The sequence below is a fragment of the Streptomyces sp. NPDC028305 genome (genome assembly GCF_055569495.1).
In genome coordinates, this window is record NZ_JBVHTN010000012.1 from 197,762 (window position 1) to 217,013 (window position 19,252).

Consider the following 19,252-nt stretch of genomic DNA (forward strand, 5'->3'; position numbering starts at 1 on the left):
GGCGGTCGGCGGCGGCCTGCTCCTCGCGGGCCTCGGCGAGCCGCTGGTCCGCGGCGGTCCACCGCTCCTCGGTCTGCTCGGCCTCCGGCTGCGTCTGCCCGGTCTCCGGCTGCCCGGCGGTGGTCTCCAGGAGTTGTGCCCACAGGGCGTCGCGGACGGCCTGGGCCTTCGCCGCCGCCTCCTCCTCGGCGGCCAGGAGGCGGTCCCGGACACCCTCGCGGAACTCCGCCGCGGGCCCCCTCGCCGCCTCGTCCGCGGCCGCCTCGGCGGCGCGGTAGTGGTGGCGGGCGCTGCGCTTGGCGGCCCGCTCGGCGCGCTCGGCCGCGGAGCGGTTCCGCCGGGCCCGGGCGTACTCCGCCTCGGCCTCGTTCACGGCCTTGTCCAGGTCGGGGACGTCCCGGCGCAGGCGCCAGTACTCCTGGTCCGCCTCGGTCAGGGCCTTCGCCGCCTCGCTGACCTTGTCCCACGCCGTGGCGACCTGCTCGGGGAAGTTCTCGTCGGTGATCAGTCCGAGCTGGCGTGCGATGTCCTCGCGTACCCAGGCGATGATCTGGGTCTGGGTCTCCACGGCCTGGATGCCCGGCTTGACCCCGCCGAACGGGCCCATCAGGTGCTCACGGACCCAGGCGGCGGTTGGGCTGTCCTTGAGCTGCCGGTCGACCTCGGCGACGGTCAGCCAGGCGGTGGGGATGGCGAACGCGAACATCCGGCCCGTGGTGGGCTTCACCTTCGTCTGGTGCACCTGCTCGTTGGTGATGGCCTGGCCGTCGGAGTCCTGCGCGTTGGCGCCGGTGCCGCTCACACCCAGGTTGACCGTACCGAGCGGCTGGGTCTTGATCAGCGGGAAGCCGCCGATGGCGGTGTCCGTGACGCCGCCGTAGTTGGTGTTCGCGGTGTCGTTGTGGGTGTGCTGCTGCGCGGCTTCCATGTCGCTGCCGTCGGCCACCGTCAGCAGCTGGGCGCCACTGAGGTCCGGCCGCATGTAGCGGGCGAGGTTGCCGGTCGCGGAGTCCAGGATGTTGTTCTCCGTGATACCCGCGGTGTGGTAGCCGCTGTCCCCCGTCGCGTCCTCGGCGAACGTGCTGAGCGCCACGTTGCCGGAGGAGTCCTCCAGCACCTGCGCGGCGCCGGTGCCCTCGGCGGTGAGCGGGGTCAGCCGGGCCCAGCGCAGGGCCTCTTCGAGCGCGTCACCGGTCAGCTGCCCCGACACCTGGGCGAGCCGGTTGTCGTACGCCTTGGCCAGGGCGAGGAGCCCCGCCGCCTCGACCCCCTCGGCGCCGATGACGGCACGGACGTCGAAGCCGTTGGACGGCATCTCGAACGGCGCCTCGCCGCCGTCGGGTTGCGGGACGGAGCGCCAGGCGAGCACCCGGTCCCACAGCTCCTCGGACGGGATACGGCTGGTGGCCGACGTCAGCACGTTCACCGCGGGCGGCTCGTCCACCGGCTCCGGCGGGCGCAACGGGTCCGGTGCGGCGCCGGGTTGGCCGTCGTCGGCGGGGTCGGGCCGCAGCAGGCTGAGCGGGATGATGTCCTTCAGCGTGCCGACGTCCTGCTCGTGGGAGATCCGGGAGGCGTCCGAGTCGCGCGGCATGTCCCCGCGGGTGCGCCCGATCTCCAGGGTGAGCTCCAGCCGGTAGCGGGTGGTGAACTGGGCGTGCGGCCCCTTGGTGGTCGCCTTCCGCGACCGGGTGAGGGAGATGCCCGAGGAGCCGGAGATGATCTGGCGGTTGGAGCCGAACTCGGCGAGGGACGGGCCCGCCGTCGGCACGGACGGGTTGTCGGTGCGCACGCCCTCGGTGATGGTCGTGCCCGCGTCGGAGCCGCGGCCCTGCTCGAACGCGCGGGTACGGGTCTCCACGGCCGTACGGGACTCCCCCAGCTCGGCGCCGGGCCACAGCCGGTCGAAGTCCTGCCCGTCCTCGACCGGTATGAGCCGGGCCCGTACCCGTACGTCCCGCTTGCCGATCCGGACCTTCTTCCACCCCGGGCCGCCGATCCTGGCGGGGAGTGCGGAGCCGGTTCCGATCATCTCCCGGCGCAGTGCGCGCGCGACGCGGCCCGACACCAGCCGGCGGACCGCCTCCCGGCCGGCACTGTCGAGGTCGTGGCCGAGGTCGTCCAGCTTCTGGTCGAAGGCGGTCAGGGCTTCGGTGACGTTCAGGGAGTCGACGGGGTACTGGGCGAACGGGTGGCGGCGCAGCCAGCCGGGCAGGGACCACGTCCGGTCCGCGTACATCGGCCCGGCGCCGAGGCCGTCGCGGATCAGGCCCATCTCGGCGGCGGTCCGCTCCGGGATGTGGCCGAGCCAGCCGCCCGTGATCCGCTGCCACCGTCCGGCCCGGTGGCGTCCCTTCTGCAGCAGGAGCCTGCCGACCGGCTTCAGCAGACCGATGGAGCGTACATAGGCCGCGACCTGGTGCTCGGCGTCGCCCGCGGTGAGCACCTGGTAGTCGGAGTTCGACCAGGAGGTGTCGGTGGTGACGGTCCGGGTGACGGTCTCCGTCTCGCTCTCCGAGCGCACCCACGGGCGCCAGACCGCCCCGTAGTTGCCGGTGAGGCCCGGCCCCGCGGAGTGGGACTGGCCGTAGACGAAGCTGACACCGGCGGAATGGCTGGAGGACTTGGTCTGGGTGCCGGTCATCGCGGTGCTTGCGCCGACCGTCACCGAGGCCTTCACCGGCTCGGGCCGTCCCAGGGCGCGCAGCCCGGTGACCCGGATCCGGTGGACGACCGTCGCCAGCCAGTCCAGGTACGGCCCCTTGCTGAACAGGCCCGTGGCGCGGAGCCCCAGCGGTGTCGCGGTCTGGTCGAAGTTGGCCGTCAGAAGCTGCGGCTGGTGCGTGCGGACTGCGGCGTCGTGCGCGGGCGCCCCCTCGTAGGTCAGGTGCCACCGCCCCTGGGACGCCTCCTCCAGGACGGCGTCCATGATGCCCTCGCCGTGCGGCGGCGCCAGGACGGAGACGGTCTGGTGCGGCTGCCCGTCCAGCGGCCCCGGCTCCTGGGGGTGGATGGGGGCGGTGGGCGCGCGGTCCACCAGGTCCCTGGTCTCGCGGACGGACAGGGTGCCCTGGGTGACCCGGTCGGGGCCCCGGTAGGGGTTGGCCGCGCCCGGGGCGTGCGGGTCGGTGTCCGGGCTGTGCTCGGCGGGGACGGCCAGCAGCACCTTGGCGCGTATGGGGGGGACCAGGCCGCGGCGCGGGGCGCGGAAGACGAACAGCTGGGTGCCCAGCAGGCCGAGCGAGGTGATGCCGCGCAGCAGGCTGCGGAACCGCCAGTAGCCGCCCGTGCTCACCGTGATGGACAGGTCGTAGCTGTAGAGGTGCGCGGGTTCGGTGGTGTCCGCCGACGGTTCGGCGGACGCGGTGGAGCCGAAGGGGGTCTCCGCCCGTTCCTGCCAGTTCCCCCGGTAGCCGAACTGTGCGGTGACGGAGTGCGCGGGGGCGCCGCGCTCGTCGGTGGCGCCGGCGTCGATGGTCGAGAACAGGGCCTCGAACGTGGCCTCCGTGCTCCGCGCTCCGTACCGTCCGCCGTCGGCGTTGGTGACGCCGGGGGAGCTGCGCGTCAGCAGGTTGTCGATGGTGCCCTCGAAGCGGCGGCCGGTCATGTCGGCGTAGAGCCGGATGTAGCGGTGGCCGCGGGTGAACCGGCCCGGGTCCTGCAGGGGGACGCGCAGGCCGGTGGTTCTCATCGCGTCCAGGTTTCCCTCCATGGCGTGGTGGGAGGACAGCGCGTTGTACACCGTCAGAACGTTGTGCAGCACCATCTGGTAGTGCGCGTGGTTGCGCCACCTGCTGTCGTCGGGGTCACCGAGGTCTTCGAGCGGGGCGATCATCCCGGGGAACTCGCGGGCGAGGGCCGCCACCACCTGCCGGGTGATCGTGGCCAGCCGGGTGTCCGCGGGGCTGTCGCCCGACGCGGTACGGTCGGTGTACCGGCCGTCGGGGTACAGGAACTGCACCACCCGGCTCATGCCGAGGGTCGGCGGGTGGTCCTCGGTCAGATAGGCCGGGGCGTACGGCTCCCGGCCGTCGCGCTTGGCGAGGGTGGTGCCGTCGTCCAGGCCGGCCAGGCGGCGCGCCTCCCGGTGCGTCATCCAGTCCAGGCTCCAGGTGCGGAACGCGGTCGGCTCGGTGTCCCCGGTCTTCAGCACGTACACGGTCTTCTCGACCCGGTACAGATCGGTGGCGGTCTTCGTGGTCTGGATGGCGGACTTGACCGCGCCGGATCCGCCGACCGTCAGGTACCGCCCGCGGGTGTGTCCCCGGCGTCCGCCCGGGCCGAACTGCAAGCGCGGCTTGATCTTCTCCATGAAGCCGGGGATCAGGTTCAGCACGTCCACCACCGGCAGGTTGAACGTCGGCCCCACGACGCCGAAGAACTCCAGGGTGTGCGCCCTCGTCTGCTTGCGGGTGTTCTGCTTCGTCAGCTGCCCGGTCTGGGCCAGCTTGGCCTTGTCGCTCTCGTTGGCCAGGACGGCCCTCCCCGGCACGACCCGCGGGATGACGAACGCGCCCAGTGGGGTGCGCTTCTTGTCGTCGGCGAACAGCGGCTTGCCCGGCACCACGGATCGGGAGAGCCGCTCCGCCATCTGGTCGAAGTTGCCGGTGGAGAAGAACGCGGACAGTTCGTCGTGGGCGGTGGTGCCCGGTTCGGCGCCGACCCGGTTGACCGCCCAGTCCCGGATCTCCTCCACGGGCCCGTAGCCCACGGTGGTGACGACCCGGTAGTCGGACTCGGGGCCCAATTGCATCCGCTGCGGGGTGCGGACCGTCTCCTGCGTTTCGGTGAGGGTGTCCGCCAGTCGCAGACCGAGCCCGTCGCGCAGGGGCACGCCGGAGGTGAAGTCCGGGGCGCTGGTCCTGGCGGGCCTGGCGCGCCACCGGGTGCCGAGGACGCCCTCCTTGGCGGGGCGCGGGGGCAGGGCGTCGGTGACGGTCACCTCGTAGTACACGTCGTCGATGTGGACGTGTGAGTGGTCGTCGGCCTTGGTCTCCCCCTGGCTCACCACGTCGTCCTGCATGGTGTAGGCGGTGTCGTGGGAGCGGGCGAACCGCATCCCCAGCCGGCCGAAGGCGGCGAAGGCGAACGGCAGCGGGCCGATCGGCACGGCCGGGCCGATCTGCCGGGTGGTGCTGAGGACCTTGCTGCCGCCGACGGTGGTCTTGGCGCGGTACTGGTTGTCGATCTTGGTCGGCCCGGTGCTGTCGGCGAACCTCTCCCAGGCGCCGTAGTTGCGGATCCGTACGCGCAGCGTGCGCAGCCGCCCGGACTCGGCGCGGTAGGTGAACTCCCGGCCGTCGCCGGCGAAGGTGCGCGGCTGTTCCCGCATGGCCCGCAGCAGCCGGTGCTCGACGCCCACGTCGATGTCGCCGGAGCGCGCCGGGTGGCGCGGCTCCTTGGTGTCGACGGGCCGGGTCTCCTCGTCCTCGCCGCGCAGCAGGTCGGTGACGGCCCGCGCGGCGGTGTCGGGGCCGCGCAGGTAGGGGTGGCCCTGGCCGAAGGCGAGCAGCGCGTCCTCGGCCTCCTCCTCCGGTGTGCCGTCGGTGGAGAACGGCAGCAGGCCGTCGACGTACGCGGGCATGCGGCTGTCGTCGGCGAAGTTGCTGACCCGCTGGACGACCGGAGGGGGCAGCAGGGCGCGGTCCACCCGCGGCGGGCGGCGGTCCATCAGCTCGTCGTCGATCTGTGCCCCGGGGAACGGCGGGGTCGGCTGCTGGACATGGGCCAGCCCGGCCCGTTGGCTGGAAGAGCCGGAGAGGGAGGATCCGGAGCTCACGCGCTCGAAACCCTCGCGGGCCTGGTCGCTCCCGGGGCGCGGGGAGGGCGCCGAGTCCCTCGTCGGGGACGCGGCGGAGCCGGGGCGCCCGAAGACCCCGAAGGTGTCGATCCGCCGCAGGGGGTTCCGCCATCTCCCGGCGTCCCGGTCCGCCTTGACGTGCGACGGGCTCTGGTCGGCGGAGAAGGTCATCGTGTTACGGGGGGCGGGCATCGTCGCGGAGCGGCGGCGTACGGCGGGCCGGTCTCCCTCGACGGCCGACTTGTGGGGCGACGGCGTGTCGAGGAACAGCTCGGACTGCCGGGGCGGGCGGGCGGTGGAGGGCCCGGCCCGCCCGGCGGCCGTCGGGGCGACTGCCGGGGTGGACGGCGGGGTGGACGGCGGGGTCACTTCCGGGGTGGACGCCGGGGAGGACGGCGCCGTGAGCGCGCCGGGCAGCGGCAGGCGCTCCGGGCCGCGGGGCGTGCGCACGGTCGTCTGATGGCCGGGACCGTCGGAGAGTGGCACCGGGTCGATGGGCCGGCCGTCGGGGCCGAACTCGATCGACAGGAAGTTGTGGCCCTCGTAAAGGGGGCGGTCGCTCACGCGCCCGTACTGGCCGTCGACCCAGTCGATGCGGCCCTCGTGGTTGAAGGCGTTGACCGCGTGAACGGTGCCGTTCGGCCGCTGGAAGCGGAGGATCGCCGCCGAGCCGTGGCGCTCGGCGTCGCCCCGGCCGAGCCGCCGCTCGACGGCGCGGACGGCGTTCGCGGTGGCCGTGTGGGCGCTGGTGCCCGGGTCCTCGGCGTGGAACCGCCATCCGGTGCCCAGCCAGCGGGCGGTCCGCTGCATGCTGTCCCGCTCGACCTCAAGCCTGCGTCCGGGCCCCGGGGCCTGGACGGGCGCGGCCGCGGTGGGCCGGCCGAACCAGGACACCAGTGCCGAGCGGGCCACGTCGAGGCAGTTGAGCTGGCGCGCCGGGTCGGCCCAGCCGCCGTTGAGGCGCCGCACCCACGGTGCGCCGCCGGCGTCGGTGAACAGGGTGTTGTAGGGGAGCCTGCGGTTCAGCTTGCGGACGGGCGCGGCCAGCCCGAAGTGGGCGCCGCGCGGGTCGGGGAAGCGCTGGTACGCGCCGTCGAGATCGACCGGGAAGACGTCGTGCAGCCGCCGCTCGTCGGCCTCCGACGGCCGGTCGAGGCCGCCCGACTCCCGGTCGTACGGGCGGATCGCGCGCAGGCTGTCCGTCGACGGGCCGGTGAGAACGGACGTGGACCCGGGCCGGTCGCCGTCCGGAACCAGGGCCGGGGCGGGGGCCGGAGCCGGGGCCGGGGGGACGGCGTCCGCAGCGCTCATGCCCGGGCGGCCGGGGCCGCGGGTGGCCACCTGGCGCGGGCCGCCGCGCCGGTCGTCGAGCGTGAGGGTCAGCGTGTCCAGGCCCGGTCCGGTACCGGACCGGCCGCCCCGGTGCTCGACGACCTCGACGGTGAAGTCGTCGGCGGTGATGTGCTGTCCCGGCGAACCCTCCTGGAGCCGCTCCAACTCCGCGTCCAGATGGCTCCTGTACAACGCCTCGATCGCCGCGGCGCGCGCCTTCCCGGCCTTGACGGACCCGCGGCCGCCCCTCTCGTAGGTGATCTCCAGTCTCGGCAGCGGCAGTTGGTGATCGGTGTTCCACACCCCGGCCCTTGCCGCCACGCTCGCCGGGTACCTGACGATGTTGGCGGCGTCGGCGGGCGCCTCCGTGACCCCACTGGCGAAGGTGATGGGCACCGGGTCTGTTTCGTGGCCGCGGAGCACCACGCCGGTGATCGGGTTGACCATCCGCGAGGGGGCCTCGCTCAACAGGCCCGCGTAGACGTCATGCACAGACTCGCCGGGACGCTGTGCGTACATCCGCATGTACCACTGGCGCTCGCCGGGGATGACCGGTTCGACCTTCCCGAGCCAGAACGCCGCCCTGTTGATGGCGACTTCCAGCGCCAGCTCCGCACGCGCGCGCTCCTCAGAGCCCTCGGGCGCCGCGCTCACCGCTTCCTGGGCCTGCTCCGCCCCGATCAGGGCCAGCGTCAGATCACGGTAGTCGCGCACCTCGGCGAGGTACTCGTCGATACCGGCGGCCTCCTGCCGCTCGATCTCCTGGCGCAGTTCCGCCGCCGTCTCCCGCAGCTTGTCAGGACCCAGGCTGTTGAGGTTCGCCCCGATGGCCGCGCGGCGCCGGTCCGCCCGCGCCGACCTCCGTGCGCGGTTCTCCAGAGAGATCTGGTGGGTGCCGTCCTCGCTGGCGAGGACCACGCTCAGGAAGTGGTAGCCGAAACGGCCGCCGCCGGGCTGTTCGCCGGGTTTGGCGTGGTTGTGCTCCAGGCTCGGCCGGCCGTCTGCCCCGGGCGCGGCGATGGACTGCACCACATACCCGTCGCCGACATCGGCCCAGGCGTGCTCGTTGACCCCGATACGCCGTCCGGCGTCCGACAGAGCATCCCGTCGCGGGTCCGCGGGCTCGGCAAGACTCAGCGCGCTGCCGTACGACTGACCGGGCAGCGGACCGTCGTACCCGCCAATGGGCCGGTCGTCCCGGCGCAGCAGGCCGGCCGCCCACTCCGGACGCACCGCGTCCGGCGGGGTCTCGCCGTCCGCCACCCGTGCCAGGGCTTCGGCGAGGTAGTGGGTCCCGGTGGTCTCCCCGCCGTCGGAGGCATCGACCGGAGCGGTGGCCACCTCACCGCTCCGGGGATCCGAGAGGACCAGATGCGATGTGGGGTGACCACCGGACACCTGGTCGGCGAAGTCCCGGCACACCTCCTTGGTGGACTCCCCGGACTCCCCGGTGCGGGTCATGAACACGGGGGTGACCCGGAACAGTTGCCTGCTTCCCCCGTCGGGGGTGGGGAGGATGATGCTCAGGTTCTCGTCGGTCTCCAGCCGTACCCCGCTGCCCGCGCGCGCCAGTTTGACCGAGGAGCGGGCGACGGCCTCGGCCGTCGCGAAGACCTGCTGTCCCAGCGCGCCGTCCTCCACGGCGAGCGTACGGTCGGCGGAGATCCGCAGGGCGGGCCGCTCGGTGGCGAGGATCTCGGCGTGGTCCTGCACCGACACCGCGAACTCCGGGGGATCCGCTCGCCGGTCGAACGCGCGGGGCGTGCGCCAGTCCCCCCGGGTCTCCCCGGGCCTGCGGAACAGCACGCCGTCGCCGCGGTTGTCCACGACGGTGTAGTCCCTGGTCGTCAGCGGCCTGGCCCGGCGCGCGTCGATCCCGTCGCGGGGAGCGGGGTCCTCGATGTCCGCGTCGCTGTTCCTGTCGCCATCCGCGTCGCTTTCGCTGCCCAGCGCGGTGTCCATGTCCGCCCGGCGCGACGCGAGGACCGCCTCACTGGTCAGCTGATCCGAGGGGACAGCGAGGGCCAGCGAGCCGAGGCGGCGGAGGTGCTCGACGTCCACCTCGCCGTCGGCACCGAGGTTCAGGACCCGCCGGGCCAGGCCGTGGATCCTGTTGAGCGGGTCCGGGGACGTGCCCGGCCGCTCCGCGCCCGCCAGGGCGAGCCGCCGCAGCGCCCCGGCCGCGGCCATGAGTGTGTCGAACGAGTGGTGGTCCATGGCGCCGGTCCCGAAGAACAGGTGCAGCGACCACAGGTCCTCGACGTCCTGCGCCGGGGCGGGGGGCGGGGGCAGCGGCACGCCCCCCTCGCTGGACGTGTCGCTGGACATGTCGGTGTCGCTGGTGCCGGACTCCGCGTCCGGCTCCAGGTCCGGCAACTCGCCGCCGGGTGCCGGGGCGGTGGCGGTGCGCTGGTGGACCACCTGGGCCATCGGTGCCACCGGGGCCAGAGCGTGCGGCTGCGGCCGGTACACCCCCTCCACCTGGTCCCAGAAGGCGCGGAACCCCTCCCACAGCCGCTCCTCCCGCGTGTACTCCACCGGATTCGCGGGACCCGGATCCTGCGGATCCCGGCCGAACAGCCGCTCCAGAATCGGCAGCAGCGCCGGCTCGTGCTCCCGCACCCAGGCCGCCCCGTTGTTCCGCGGCCGCCCGGTGTACGCGTCCGTCCCCGCGTTCACCCCCAGATACGCGCAGACAGCCTGAGCGAAATACTCGAACTCGTTCGTCGAGGAATAGTTTTCGGCCGGTACACCATTCAGGTCCCGCCGTATCCCGTCCGGCCACTCCACATCGAAGGGATCGACGCCCGGCGGCGGATTCAGCTTGGCCTCATAGGCCATCTTGATGACCTTCCGGTCAAAATCATCAAGCGCCTTCTCGTGGAGCGTGTGCGCGAGCTCGTGATCGGACGTGGAGTAACCGTCCTCAAAAAGGCTCGCACCCGGCACACTCGTGGCCTCACCCACGAGGTTCTCCTCCGTCACCGCCGTGTCACGCGTACCGCCCGCGCCCCGCACGTTGTCCCAGATACGCAAGTCGTTCGGGGCGACCTGCACCCCCGTGAGATGCCGGAACGGGCCCAGCGCGGTCACCGCCACGTCCTTGGGCACCACCACGACCCGCACATCACTCTTCAGCAGCGCGGCCGCCGCCCCCGGGTCGACCACCATGCGTGCGATGCGCTTCCGCGCCAAGTCCTCCACCGTCTCCGGCCGGAACGGCCACACCGGCCGATCCATCCCGGGCTGCACCACCACCATCAACTGCGCCGCCGTCTCGGCGAACTCCGCCGCGGGCAGACCCCGCCGCAACGCGTCCACCAGCACCGGATCAGCCATCAACTTCTGCCGCTTATCAGGCGACAGCAGCGACAACTCCCGGAACCGGTCCTCCGCCGACATCCCCAGCAGACGCGACCCGAACTCCCCCACCGGGCCGGCCGACACCCCGCCGAACACCACCTCGCGCGGCAGGCCCCGGCCCGCGGCACCGGGCAGGGGCAACCCCTGCGGACCCGAAGCCGGCGGAGCCGGAGCCGGCGAACTCGGAGCCGGCGGAGCCGAAGCCGCCGAACCCGGAGCCGGCGGAGCCGCGTGCCCCAGCTGCTCCGCGGCCCGGTACGCCTCCAGCAACTGGCCCAGCAGATTCGGGCTCAGCGTCGGGTCCCAGCCCGTCTGCCCGGCATAGCCCGCCGCGACCCGCTCCAGCTCCGCCCACGTCAACGGCCCCATACTGCGCGCCAGCGCCTGCCGCTCCAGCGCCCCGAAACCCTGAAGCAGCCGCTGGAACTCCTCGGCCAGCGCGGGATTGGTGTCGATGTCGACGCCGTGGATCTGCCGCATCGCCCGCACCCACCGCTGCACCCGCGTCGCCCGGTCCGCCACGTCCCGCGGCAGCCCCGCCACGTCCGCCCACGCCGACAAGGCGGCCGGCCCCGGCTCCGGCGGGAGCTCCTGCCACCGGAACATCGGGTTGTCCGGATCATCCGCCTTGGCCAGAGACGGCGGATTCATGTTCCCGAACACGTCCAGGTGCGCGTCCGAGCTGAACACCGTCCGCCCGAGCCCGGTCCCCACGACCTGCGCGCCCGACACGTACGCCAGCCGGTCGGCGCCCGCCGGCAGCTTCCCCAGCGCACACCCCACCAGCCACACCGGCCAGTCCGCCGGAACGGACATCGTCGCCATCTGGCGTTGGAGGAAGCGGGTCAGCACCCCGCTCCACACCACATTGTTCTGCCCCGTGCTCGCCCGGGGGAACGCCGCCAGGCCGTTGTAGCTGTGCCCCACCATGACGAACGCGTCGGTCAGCCCCCGCGGCAGGCGATGCACGGCACGGGTGCGGGGCCCGCCGAGCGCCGGCACATCGACGTAGTGCTGGATCTGCGACAAATTCCGCAGCTGCTCCTCGCGTTCCGCCATCTCCCCGGGGTTCAGCAACGCGACCCCGATCAGCCGCTGCCCGTCCGACGTGGGCAACGCGAACGTATGCACGTCGGTGTCCAGGAACCTCGAACCGTCCGGCGTCGTCACCTCCCACGGACCGTCCAGAAGCTGACCCGGATCGCTCGGCACCCACACCCCCACGGGCGTCGACCCCGGATTCGTAGCCGTGAGCACCACGCGCTGCCTGGACGTGCCGTCGCCCACCGGCTCCCGCCGGAGACCGCCGTACGTGGACCACACCCGCCCGCCGATCCAGTCGGCCATCAGCCGGGGTAGCCGCCTCATGCCCGCGCCCGCCTCCGGCATCAGCAGCACCACCGGAGCGCCCGCCGGCCGCCGGGGGTCATACTTCACCAGCTCGGCCAGTTCCACGTATGTCACCTCGGACGGGTTGCCCTGCCCGTCGCGCACCACGACCATGCCCGCCTCGCCACCGGGCTCCACCACCACCACGTACGGCGAACCCTGCCACGGGGGCAGTGTCCAGCTCAGACCGCCAGGACCCTGCCGCCCCACATAGTCCAGCAGCAGATCCGGAAGCTGCCCGGTGAAGTTCCGCCCCAGGAACCGGCCGTCCGGGCCGACCAGCGCACTCGCATCCCCCAGCACCCCCGTCCCTTGCAGCCGGTACGCCGCTACCGCGGCCAGACTCCCCGCGCGCCCGTCCCGGTGCGCGGCGGCCACCACCGACAGCGCCTCGAAATACCGCCCACGCGTCATCGAATCCGAAGGACCCAGGCGCAGAACCTCCCGCGCGATCCGCTCCAGATCTCCGGTGCCGAACCGCGAACGCCCCCCGCGCGCCGCCTCCAGCACCTCCAGCCCGCGCACCATCACCTCGTACCGCGGGTCCTCCGCCACCCGCGCCCCGAACACCTCACGCAACACCTGCGGCACACCCGACCACCCCCGCCGCGGACGCGACGGCCCCTCCCCCGGAGCCGGCGGCGCGGGCAACGGCCCGACATCCTCAGCGGAACCCGAACGCCGCCCGGGCGCCGGGGTGGTGGCGGTGTCCTGGGCCGGCGGTGCCACTGGTGGCACCGAAGCCATCCGTCCCGCCGGGGCCAGGGCGTGCGGCTGCGGCCGGTACACCCCCTCCACCTCGTCCCAGAAGGCGCGGAAGGTCTCCCACAGGTCGTTCTCCGCCCGCGTTTCCTCCCTCGGGTTCGCCGGACCCGGGCCCTGCGGATCCCGACCGAACAGCCGCTCCAGAATCGGCAGCAGGGCCGGCTCGTGCCTCCGTATCCAGGCCGCCCCGTTGTTCCGCGACCGGCCGGTGTAGCCGTCCGTCCCCGCGTTCAGCCCCAGATACGCGTTCACCGCCTGCGCGAAATACGCGGACTCGCCCGTGGAGGAATAGTTGTCGGTCGGCACACCAGCCAGGTCCCGCCGAATCCCGTCCGGCCACCGCACATGGAGCGGATCGAAGCCCCGCGGCGGATTCAGCTTGGCCCGATAGGCGTCCTGGACGACCTTCCGCTCAGCATCGTCAAGCAGATTCTCGTAGTGGCCGAACAGCCGCCTCATAATCGGCAGCAGGGCCGGCTCGTGCTCCCGCACCCAGGCCGCCCCGTTGTTCCGCGGCCGACCGGTGTTCATGTCCGTCCCCGCGTTGACCCCCAGGTACGCGTTCACCGCCTGCGCGAAATACTCGTACTCGTTCTCCGAGGAATAGTTGTCGACCGGATCGCCATCCAGGTCCCGCCGAATCCCGTCCGGCCACTCCACATCAGACGGATCGATGCCCCGCCGCGGGTTCAGCTTGGCCTGATAGGCATTCTTGATGGCCTTCCGGTCGGAATCACCCAGCGCGTGCACATGGAGCGCGTGCGCGAACTCGTGATCGGGCGTGCCGTAACCATCCGTATGATTTTTCGCATCCGGCACACTCGTGGCCTCACCGAGAAGATTCTCCTCCGGCACCGCCACGGCACGTCCGTCCATGACGCCCCGCCAGGTGTCCCAGTCAGACTTCCCCGCATAACCCCGGAACCGGCGCAGCCGGGTCATCGCCACGTCCCTGGGCACCACCAGAACCCGCACACCGCCCTTCAGCAGCGCGACCGCCATCTTCGGATTGACCAGCATCCGCGCGGCCCGCGCCCGCGCGACCCGCCCCGCCGACACCGGCTGATCCGCCATCGGCTCACCCGGGCCGTCCTGCACCACGACCATCAACTGGGCCGCTGTCTCAGCGAACTCCACACCGGGCAGAGCCCGCCGCAACTCGTCCACCCACACCGGATCCGACGCCAGCTTCCGCCGCTCGTCGGGCGACAGCAGCGACAACTCCCGGAACCGGTCCTCCGCCGACATCCCCAGCAGACGCGACTCGTCCTCCCGCACCGGGCCGAACGCCACCTCACCATCCTGGTGCCCCCGCCCCAGCACACGGGACACGTCCTGGGGCCCCACCCCCAGCACACCGGACATGTCCTCGCTCTCGGCACCGGGCTGGGGGGGCTCCCCGGCATCGAGGGCCTCCGCCGCCCGGTACGCCTCCAGCAACTGGCCCAGCAGATACGGGCTCAGCGTCGGGTCCCAGCCCAACTGCCCGGCGTACTCCCCCGCGGTCTGTTCGAGCCCCGCCCACGTCAACGGCCCCAGACCCTGCGCCAGCGACTGCCGCTCCAGCGCCCCGAAACCCAGGAGCAGCCGCTGGAACTCCCCGGCCAGCCTGGGATTGGTGTCGATATCGAAGCCGTGAACCTCCCGCAGCGCCCGCACCCACCGCCGCACCCGCTCCTCCCGGTCCGGCACGTCCCACGGCAGTCCCGCCACGTCCGCCCACATCGACAACGCGGGCGGCCACGGCTCCGGAGGGAACTCCCGGTACCCGGACTTCGGATTGTCCGTGTCGTACACGTTGGCCAGATACGGCGTATCCGCGTCTCCCCTCACAATCTGCTTGCCTTCCGGGGCAAGCGCCGTCCGCCCCAGCCTGGTCGCCACCTCCTGCGCGGCCGGCACGTACTCCAGCCGGTCGGCGCCCTCCGGCAGCGTCGCCAGCCCACGCCCCACCAGCCACACCGGCCAATGCGCCGGGACGGACGCGGCAATCTGGCGCCACAGGAACGCGGACAGTTCCCCGCTCGTCACCATGTGGCTCCGCCCCGTGCTCTTCCGGGGCAGCCCCGCCTCGCCGTCCCCCACCACGACGATCGCGTCGGTCAGGCCCCTCGGCAGAGGCAGGAGGGGACCCGTAGTACTGATCCCCTCGTACTCGAACTGGTCGCCGTAGTGCCGAATCCGCGACACGTTCCGCAGATCACTCTCACCGGCGGCCATATCCCTGGCGTTCAGCAACGCCAGTCCGGTCAGCCGCTGCCCGTCGGACGTGGGCAGCGCGAACATCTCCACGTCGCTGTCCGGGAACGTCGAACCGTCCGCCGCCGTCACCTCCCACGGACCGTCCGGAAGCTGACCCGGATCGCTCGGCACCCACGCCCCCACGGGCGCCGACCCCGGATTCACCGACGCGAGCACCACGCGCCGCCTGGACGTGCCGTCGCCCACCGGCTCGAACCGGAGACCGCCGTACGTGGACCACACCCGCTCCCCGAGCCGAGCGGCCATCAGCCTGGGCAACGCCCTCATGCCCGCGCCCGCCTCCGGCATCAGCAGCACCACCGGAGCGCCCGCCGGCCGCCGGGGGTCGTGCGCCACCAGCTCCGCCAGTTCCTCGTACGGCACCTCGGTCGAGTTGCCCTGCCCGTCGCGCAGCACGACCAGGCCCTCCTCGGAACCGGGCTCCACCACCAGCACGTACGGCGGGCCCTGCCCCGGGAACGGCGACAACTTCAGACCGTCAGGATCCTGCCGCCCCACGTAGTCCAGCAGCAGGTCCAGAGCCTGCCCGGTGAAGTTCCACCCCTGGAACCAGTCGTCAGGACCGGTCAGCGCACTCGCATCACCCAACACCCCCGCCTTCTTGTGCAACCAATACGCCGCCACCGCGGCCAGACTCTCCGCTCGCCCGTCCCGGTACGCGGTCGCCGCCACCGACAACGCCTCGAAATACCGCCCACGCGTCATCGGCTCCGAAGAACCCAGGTGCAGGATCCCCCGCGCGATCCGCTCCAGATCGAGGCCCCCGGTGCCGAACCGCGCATCCCCCCTGCGCGCCAGCTCCAGCGCGGCCAGCCCGCGCATCATCACCCCGTACCGCGGGTCCTGCGCCACCTGCGCCCCGAACGCCAGACGCAACACCTGCGGCACATGCGACACACGTGACGGCCCCTCCCCCGGAGCCGGCGGCGCCGGCAACGGCCCGACCGCCTCAGCGGCACTCCGGTCGGTCGGTTCCTCGTCCGGGCGCGCGTCACCCACCGCCGCGGACTCATCGTCCGACGGACCGGAGGGATCGGCGGGGCCGGACGCGGTGGGCACCGACGACAACGGCGCCGGGGCCACCGGGCCGGGTTCCGGAGTCGGCGCCACCGTGCTGGAGGTGGTGGGAACGCGGGGCGCGGGCGGCGGCGGGGCGGACGGGCCAGAGGACTTCGTGGGGGCGCCGCGCAGACGCTGCCGCAACCCCAGCCCCGCGCGGAGGGTGTCGGCCAGGGCGACGCCCGACGGCGCATCGGGGCCGTGCGTCAGCAGGTTCTCGGCGACCTGGCGCACCGCGTCGCGGAAGTCGCGCCCGGCGTGCCGCGAGTCCGCGAGCACCGGGTGCAGCTCCAGCGGCAGCACCAGGGAGACCGCCTTGTCCCAGGCGCGGCCGGCGGCCAACCGCTCCGGTCCGTCGTCCGGTATCGCGCCCGCGAAGTCCGCGTACGCCGACTGCCAGATACGCCGGGTGGCGTTGGCCGCGGTTTCGTCGAGCGGGGCGGGCCAGGGATCGGACCGCACCATCTGGAGCTTGACGTGGTCCACCGGGGCCAGGTCGATGTCGCGCACCGGGAACCGGTCCATGCCGAGGGCCGCGGCGGTCTGTTGCTTGGGGCCTGGCGTGACGCCCGCGGCGTTCAGCTCGGCGGTGGCCACGTGGTCGTCCGGGTCCAGCAGCGGCGGGTTCTCCGGCAGGTCGTCCGGGATGACCTGCCGGGCGATCCACTGGCGCTGCGCGTCGTCGCGATGGACGTCTGGCACCTGCCCCTGCCGCGACCACGCGTCGCCCTCGGCGCCCTGGCCCGTGGTGCCCTCCTGGCCCGGGGCGTACGGGTCGCCGTGCGGGTCGATGCCGAGGCCCCGCAGCCGCGCCGCCGCGTCGAGCATCTGCCCCCGCGCCTGCTCGGCCCGGTGCCCGGCGTCCTGGTGCGCGGCGGTGTCTGCGCTGGTGCCGACACCCGTGTCCAGCCGCTCGCCGATGGTGTCCACGTCGGTCGCGGCGGAGCGGAAGGAGTCCAGCGCGTCCTCGTAGTCCCGCCGGGCGCGGTCGATCTCCTCCTGGTCCGGGGGCGCCGGGGTGGCCGGCGCCTTGCCCCGGTCGGCGGGGTCCGTGTCGGGCCGGGTGTCGGTGTCGGTGTCCGCGTCGATGGCGGAGTCGTCCAACGGGCCGCCGGACGTCTCCGTGTCCGGGCGCGATTGCTGCTGCTCGGCGCGGGGCGCCTGGCCCGGCTGAGGGGTGCCGGAAGGCTGTTGAGCCGACGGCGTGTGCGGAGTGGTGGCCGGGGTCTGCCCGCCGCTGTGGGAGACGGGGGGCGGGACCGCTCCCGCGTTCTGGCCTGCGGGGCCGTTCTGGCCTACGGGGGTGTTCTGGCCCGTGGGGGTGGATTCGCCGTTCTCGCCGAAAGCCCCGTCGAACTCCGCGTCCGGGTTCGAGACCGTGGGGGTGCGCGTCGCCGGCGGCGTCGGGAGGCTCGACGAGTTCGGCAGGCCCGAGGTGCCGGGGAGACCCGGGGTATTCGGGGAGCCCGAGGTGCCCGGCAGACCTGAGGTGTTCGGCAGATCCGAGGTGTTCGGCGAGCCCGAGGTGGCCAGGGAGCCATCGGGGCCCGTCTGGAACTCCTTGTTCCCCTTGAAGTCCTCGACGCCCTCGGGCGTCGTGAGACCGGACCCCGCGGAGTAGGAGCCCGTCGGCGGCAGGTTGCTCCCGGCGGAGCCGGGCAGGTTCAGCGGCGGGCTCTGCGAGGTGGTCTGGAACCCCTTGCCGGCCGGGAAGTTCGCGTGGGGCACATACGAGGACGAGGAGCCCCCGCCGTTCAGCGCCGATGAGGAGTTGTACTCCGGGATGTCCGAACCGATGGAGTCGGAGGAACTGGCGGAGTTGATGGACGCGGTGTCGTCGAAGACGGAGCCGGCCGAGGAGTTGGAGGAGCCGTACGAGTCCACGGAGTAGGTGTCGGAGTCGCGGTACCCGGGCGTGAACGAGCTGTTGTCGCCGTACAGCGAGCTGTTGTCCTCGTACAACGAGCTGATGCCCTCGTACATGGAGTAGTTGTCCCGGTACGACGAGCTGTTGTCCCCGTGGGTGGGGATGTCTGCGGACGTTGTGATGGGGAGGGAGGACTTCGGGAGGTCCGGGCCCGCGCCGGAGCGGGAATCGGAGCCGTAGTCGGAGCCGGGGTCGGAGCCGGAATCGGCTGGGGAATCGCTCCCCGCCCCGTCCGGGAGATCAGCTATCGCATAGCTCTTGTTGATGAAGTCGGTGAAGATGTTCCCGTTGGGGAATACCTTGCCGTGCAGCCAGCCGGCGCCGGACCCCAGCGCCATTTCCGCGCCCATGTCCGCCATGGCGCTGGTACCGGAGAAGACGAACGTCTCCCACTTGAACGCCCAGTTGCCCTGGAGCAGCCCCGTGACGACCACCTCGGCGAAGCCCTCGCCCAGACCGTGGGAGACGAACGCCGCCGGGAAGTCGTAGGCCATGTTCTTGATCGGGTCGGGCTTGAACCCGCCGGGGTTCTTGAAGATGCGATCAAGATCCGGTGAGTTGAAGTCGATGTCCTTGAACGTGTTCCCGAAGTCTCTGTCCCACTTACCGAAGATGTCCTTGTCGAAATTCTTCTTGAAGAAGTCCGAAATGCCCTTCTTGAAGTATTTCGCCGCGCCCTGGAAGACGTCGATGAAGAGACCGGTCACGAAGCCGTAGAAGCCACTCTCCCAGACGTTCTTCCCGTCGATGCCGTCCGGCCTGCGGTTCGGGGGAGGGATGGTGAGCTGCGCCAGGTTGACCGCGAGGGCCTGGATCATCTCCTGGACCGCCTCCAGCAGGGCCCCCGCGATGGGGAAGAAGTTGAGCAGGCGCTGCATCGCCATGAGGATGGCGAGCGCATGCCGCGCCCTCACCAGTGCTGCCATGGACAGTGACGCCCCGCCGGTGAAGAAGGACATCGCCGCGAGCGCGGCCAACTCGATGAGCATCATCGTGATCTCGGCGATGATCTCCCAATGCGCCTGCTGGATCTTCATCGACTGCTGGCCCCGCTCGTTGGGCAGGTCCATCCGGAGACGGTTGAGCAGGTCCCCGATGCCGTTCGATCCGCCGGAGCCGGTCAGCGGCTCCATGGCCTTGGTGAGCGCGTCCCCGACGGGCTTCGGAAACGCGCGAGCGACATCCGCGATGGCGTCCCGGACACTGTCCACGAACGCGACCAGGTTGTCGGCGAGATCGGGGAACTGGTCTTGGCTCTCCCACGCCAGGTTCGCCTTGGCGTGGATCGGCTTTTCACCGATGAGGATCTGGATCCACATCGCCTCCTCGGGGGTGTAGGTGATCTCCTCCACGGG

The 19,252-nt window shown here is 72.3% G+C and carries 1 protein-coding gene (only partly in view); it reads right to left on the reverse strand.

Annotated features, from left to right (window positions below):
- A protein-coding gene (locus ACZ4WQ_RS42575; RefSeq protein WP_468022820.1) for a lonely Cys domain-containing protein crosses the window boundary here: on the reverse strand, positions 1-19,249 show its 5' portion. 42,407 nt of this gene lie to the left of the window's left edge; only the first 19,249 of its 61,656 coding nucleotides appear in the window; it begins with the start codon at positions 19,247-19,249; the stop codon falls past the left edge of the window.
- Positions 19,250-19,252 lie beyond the last annotated feature (3 nt).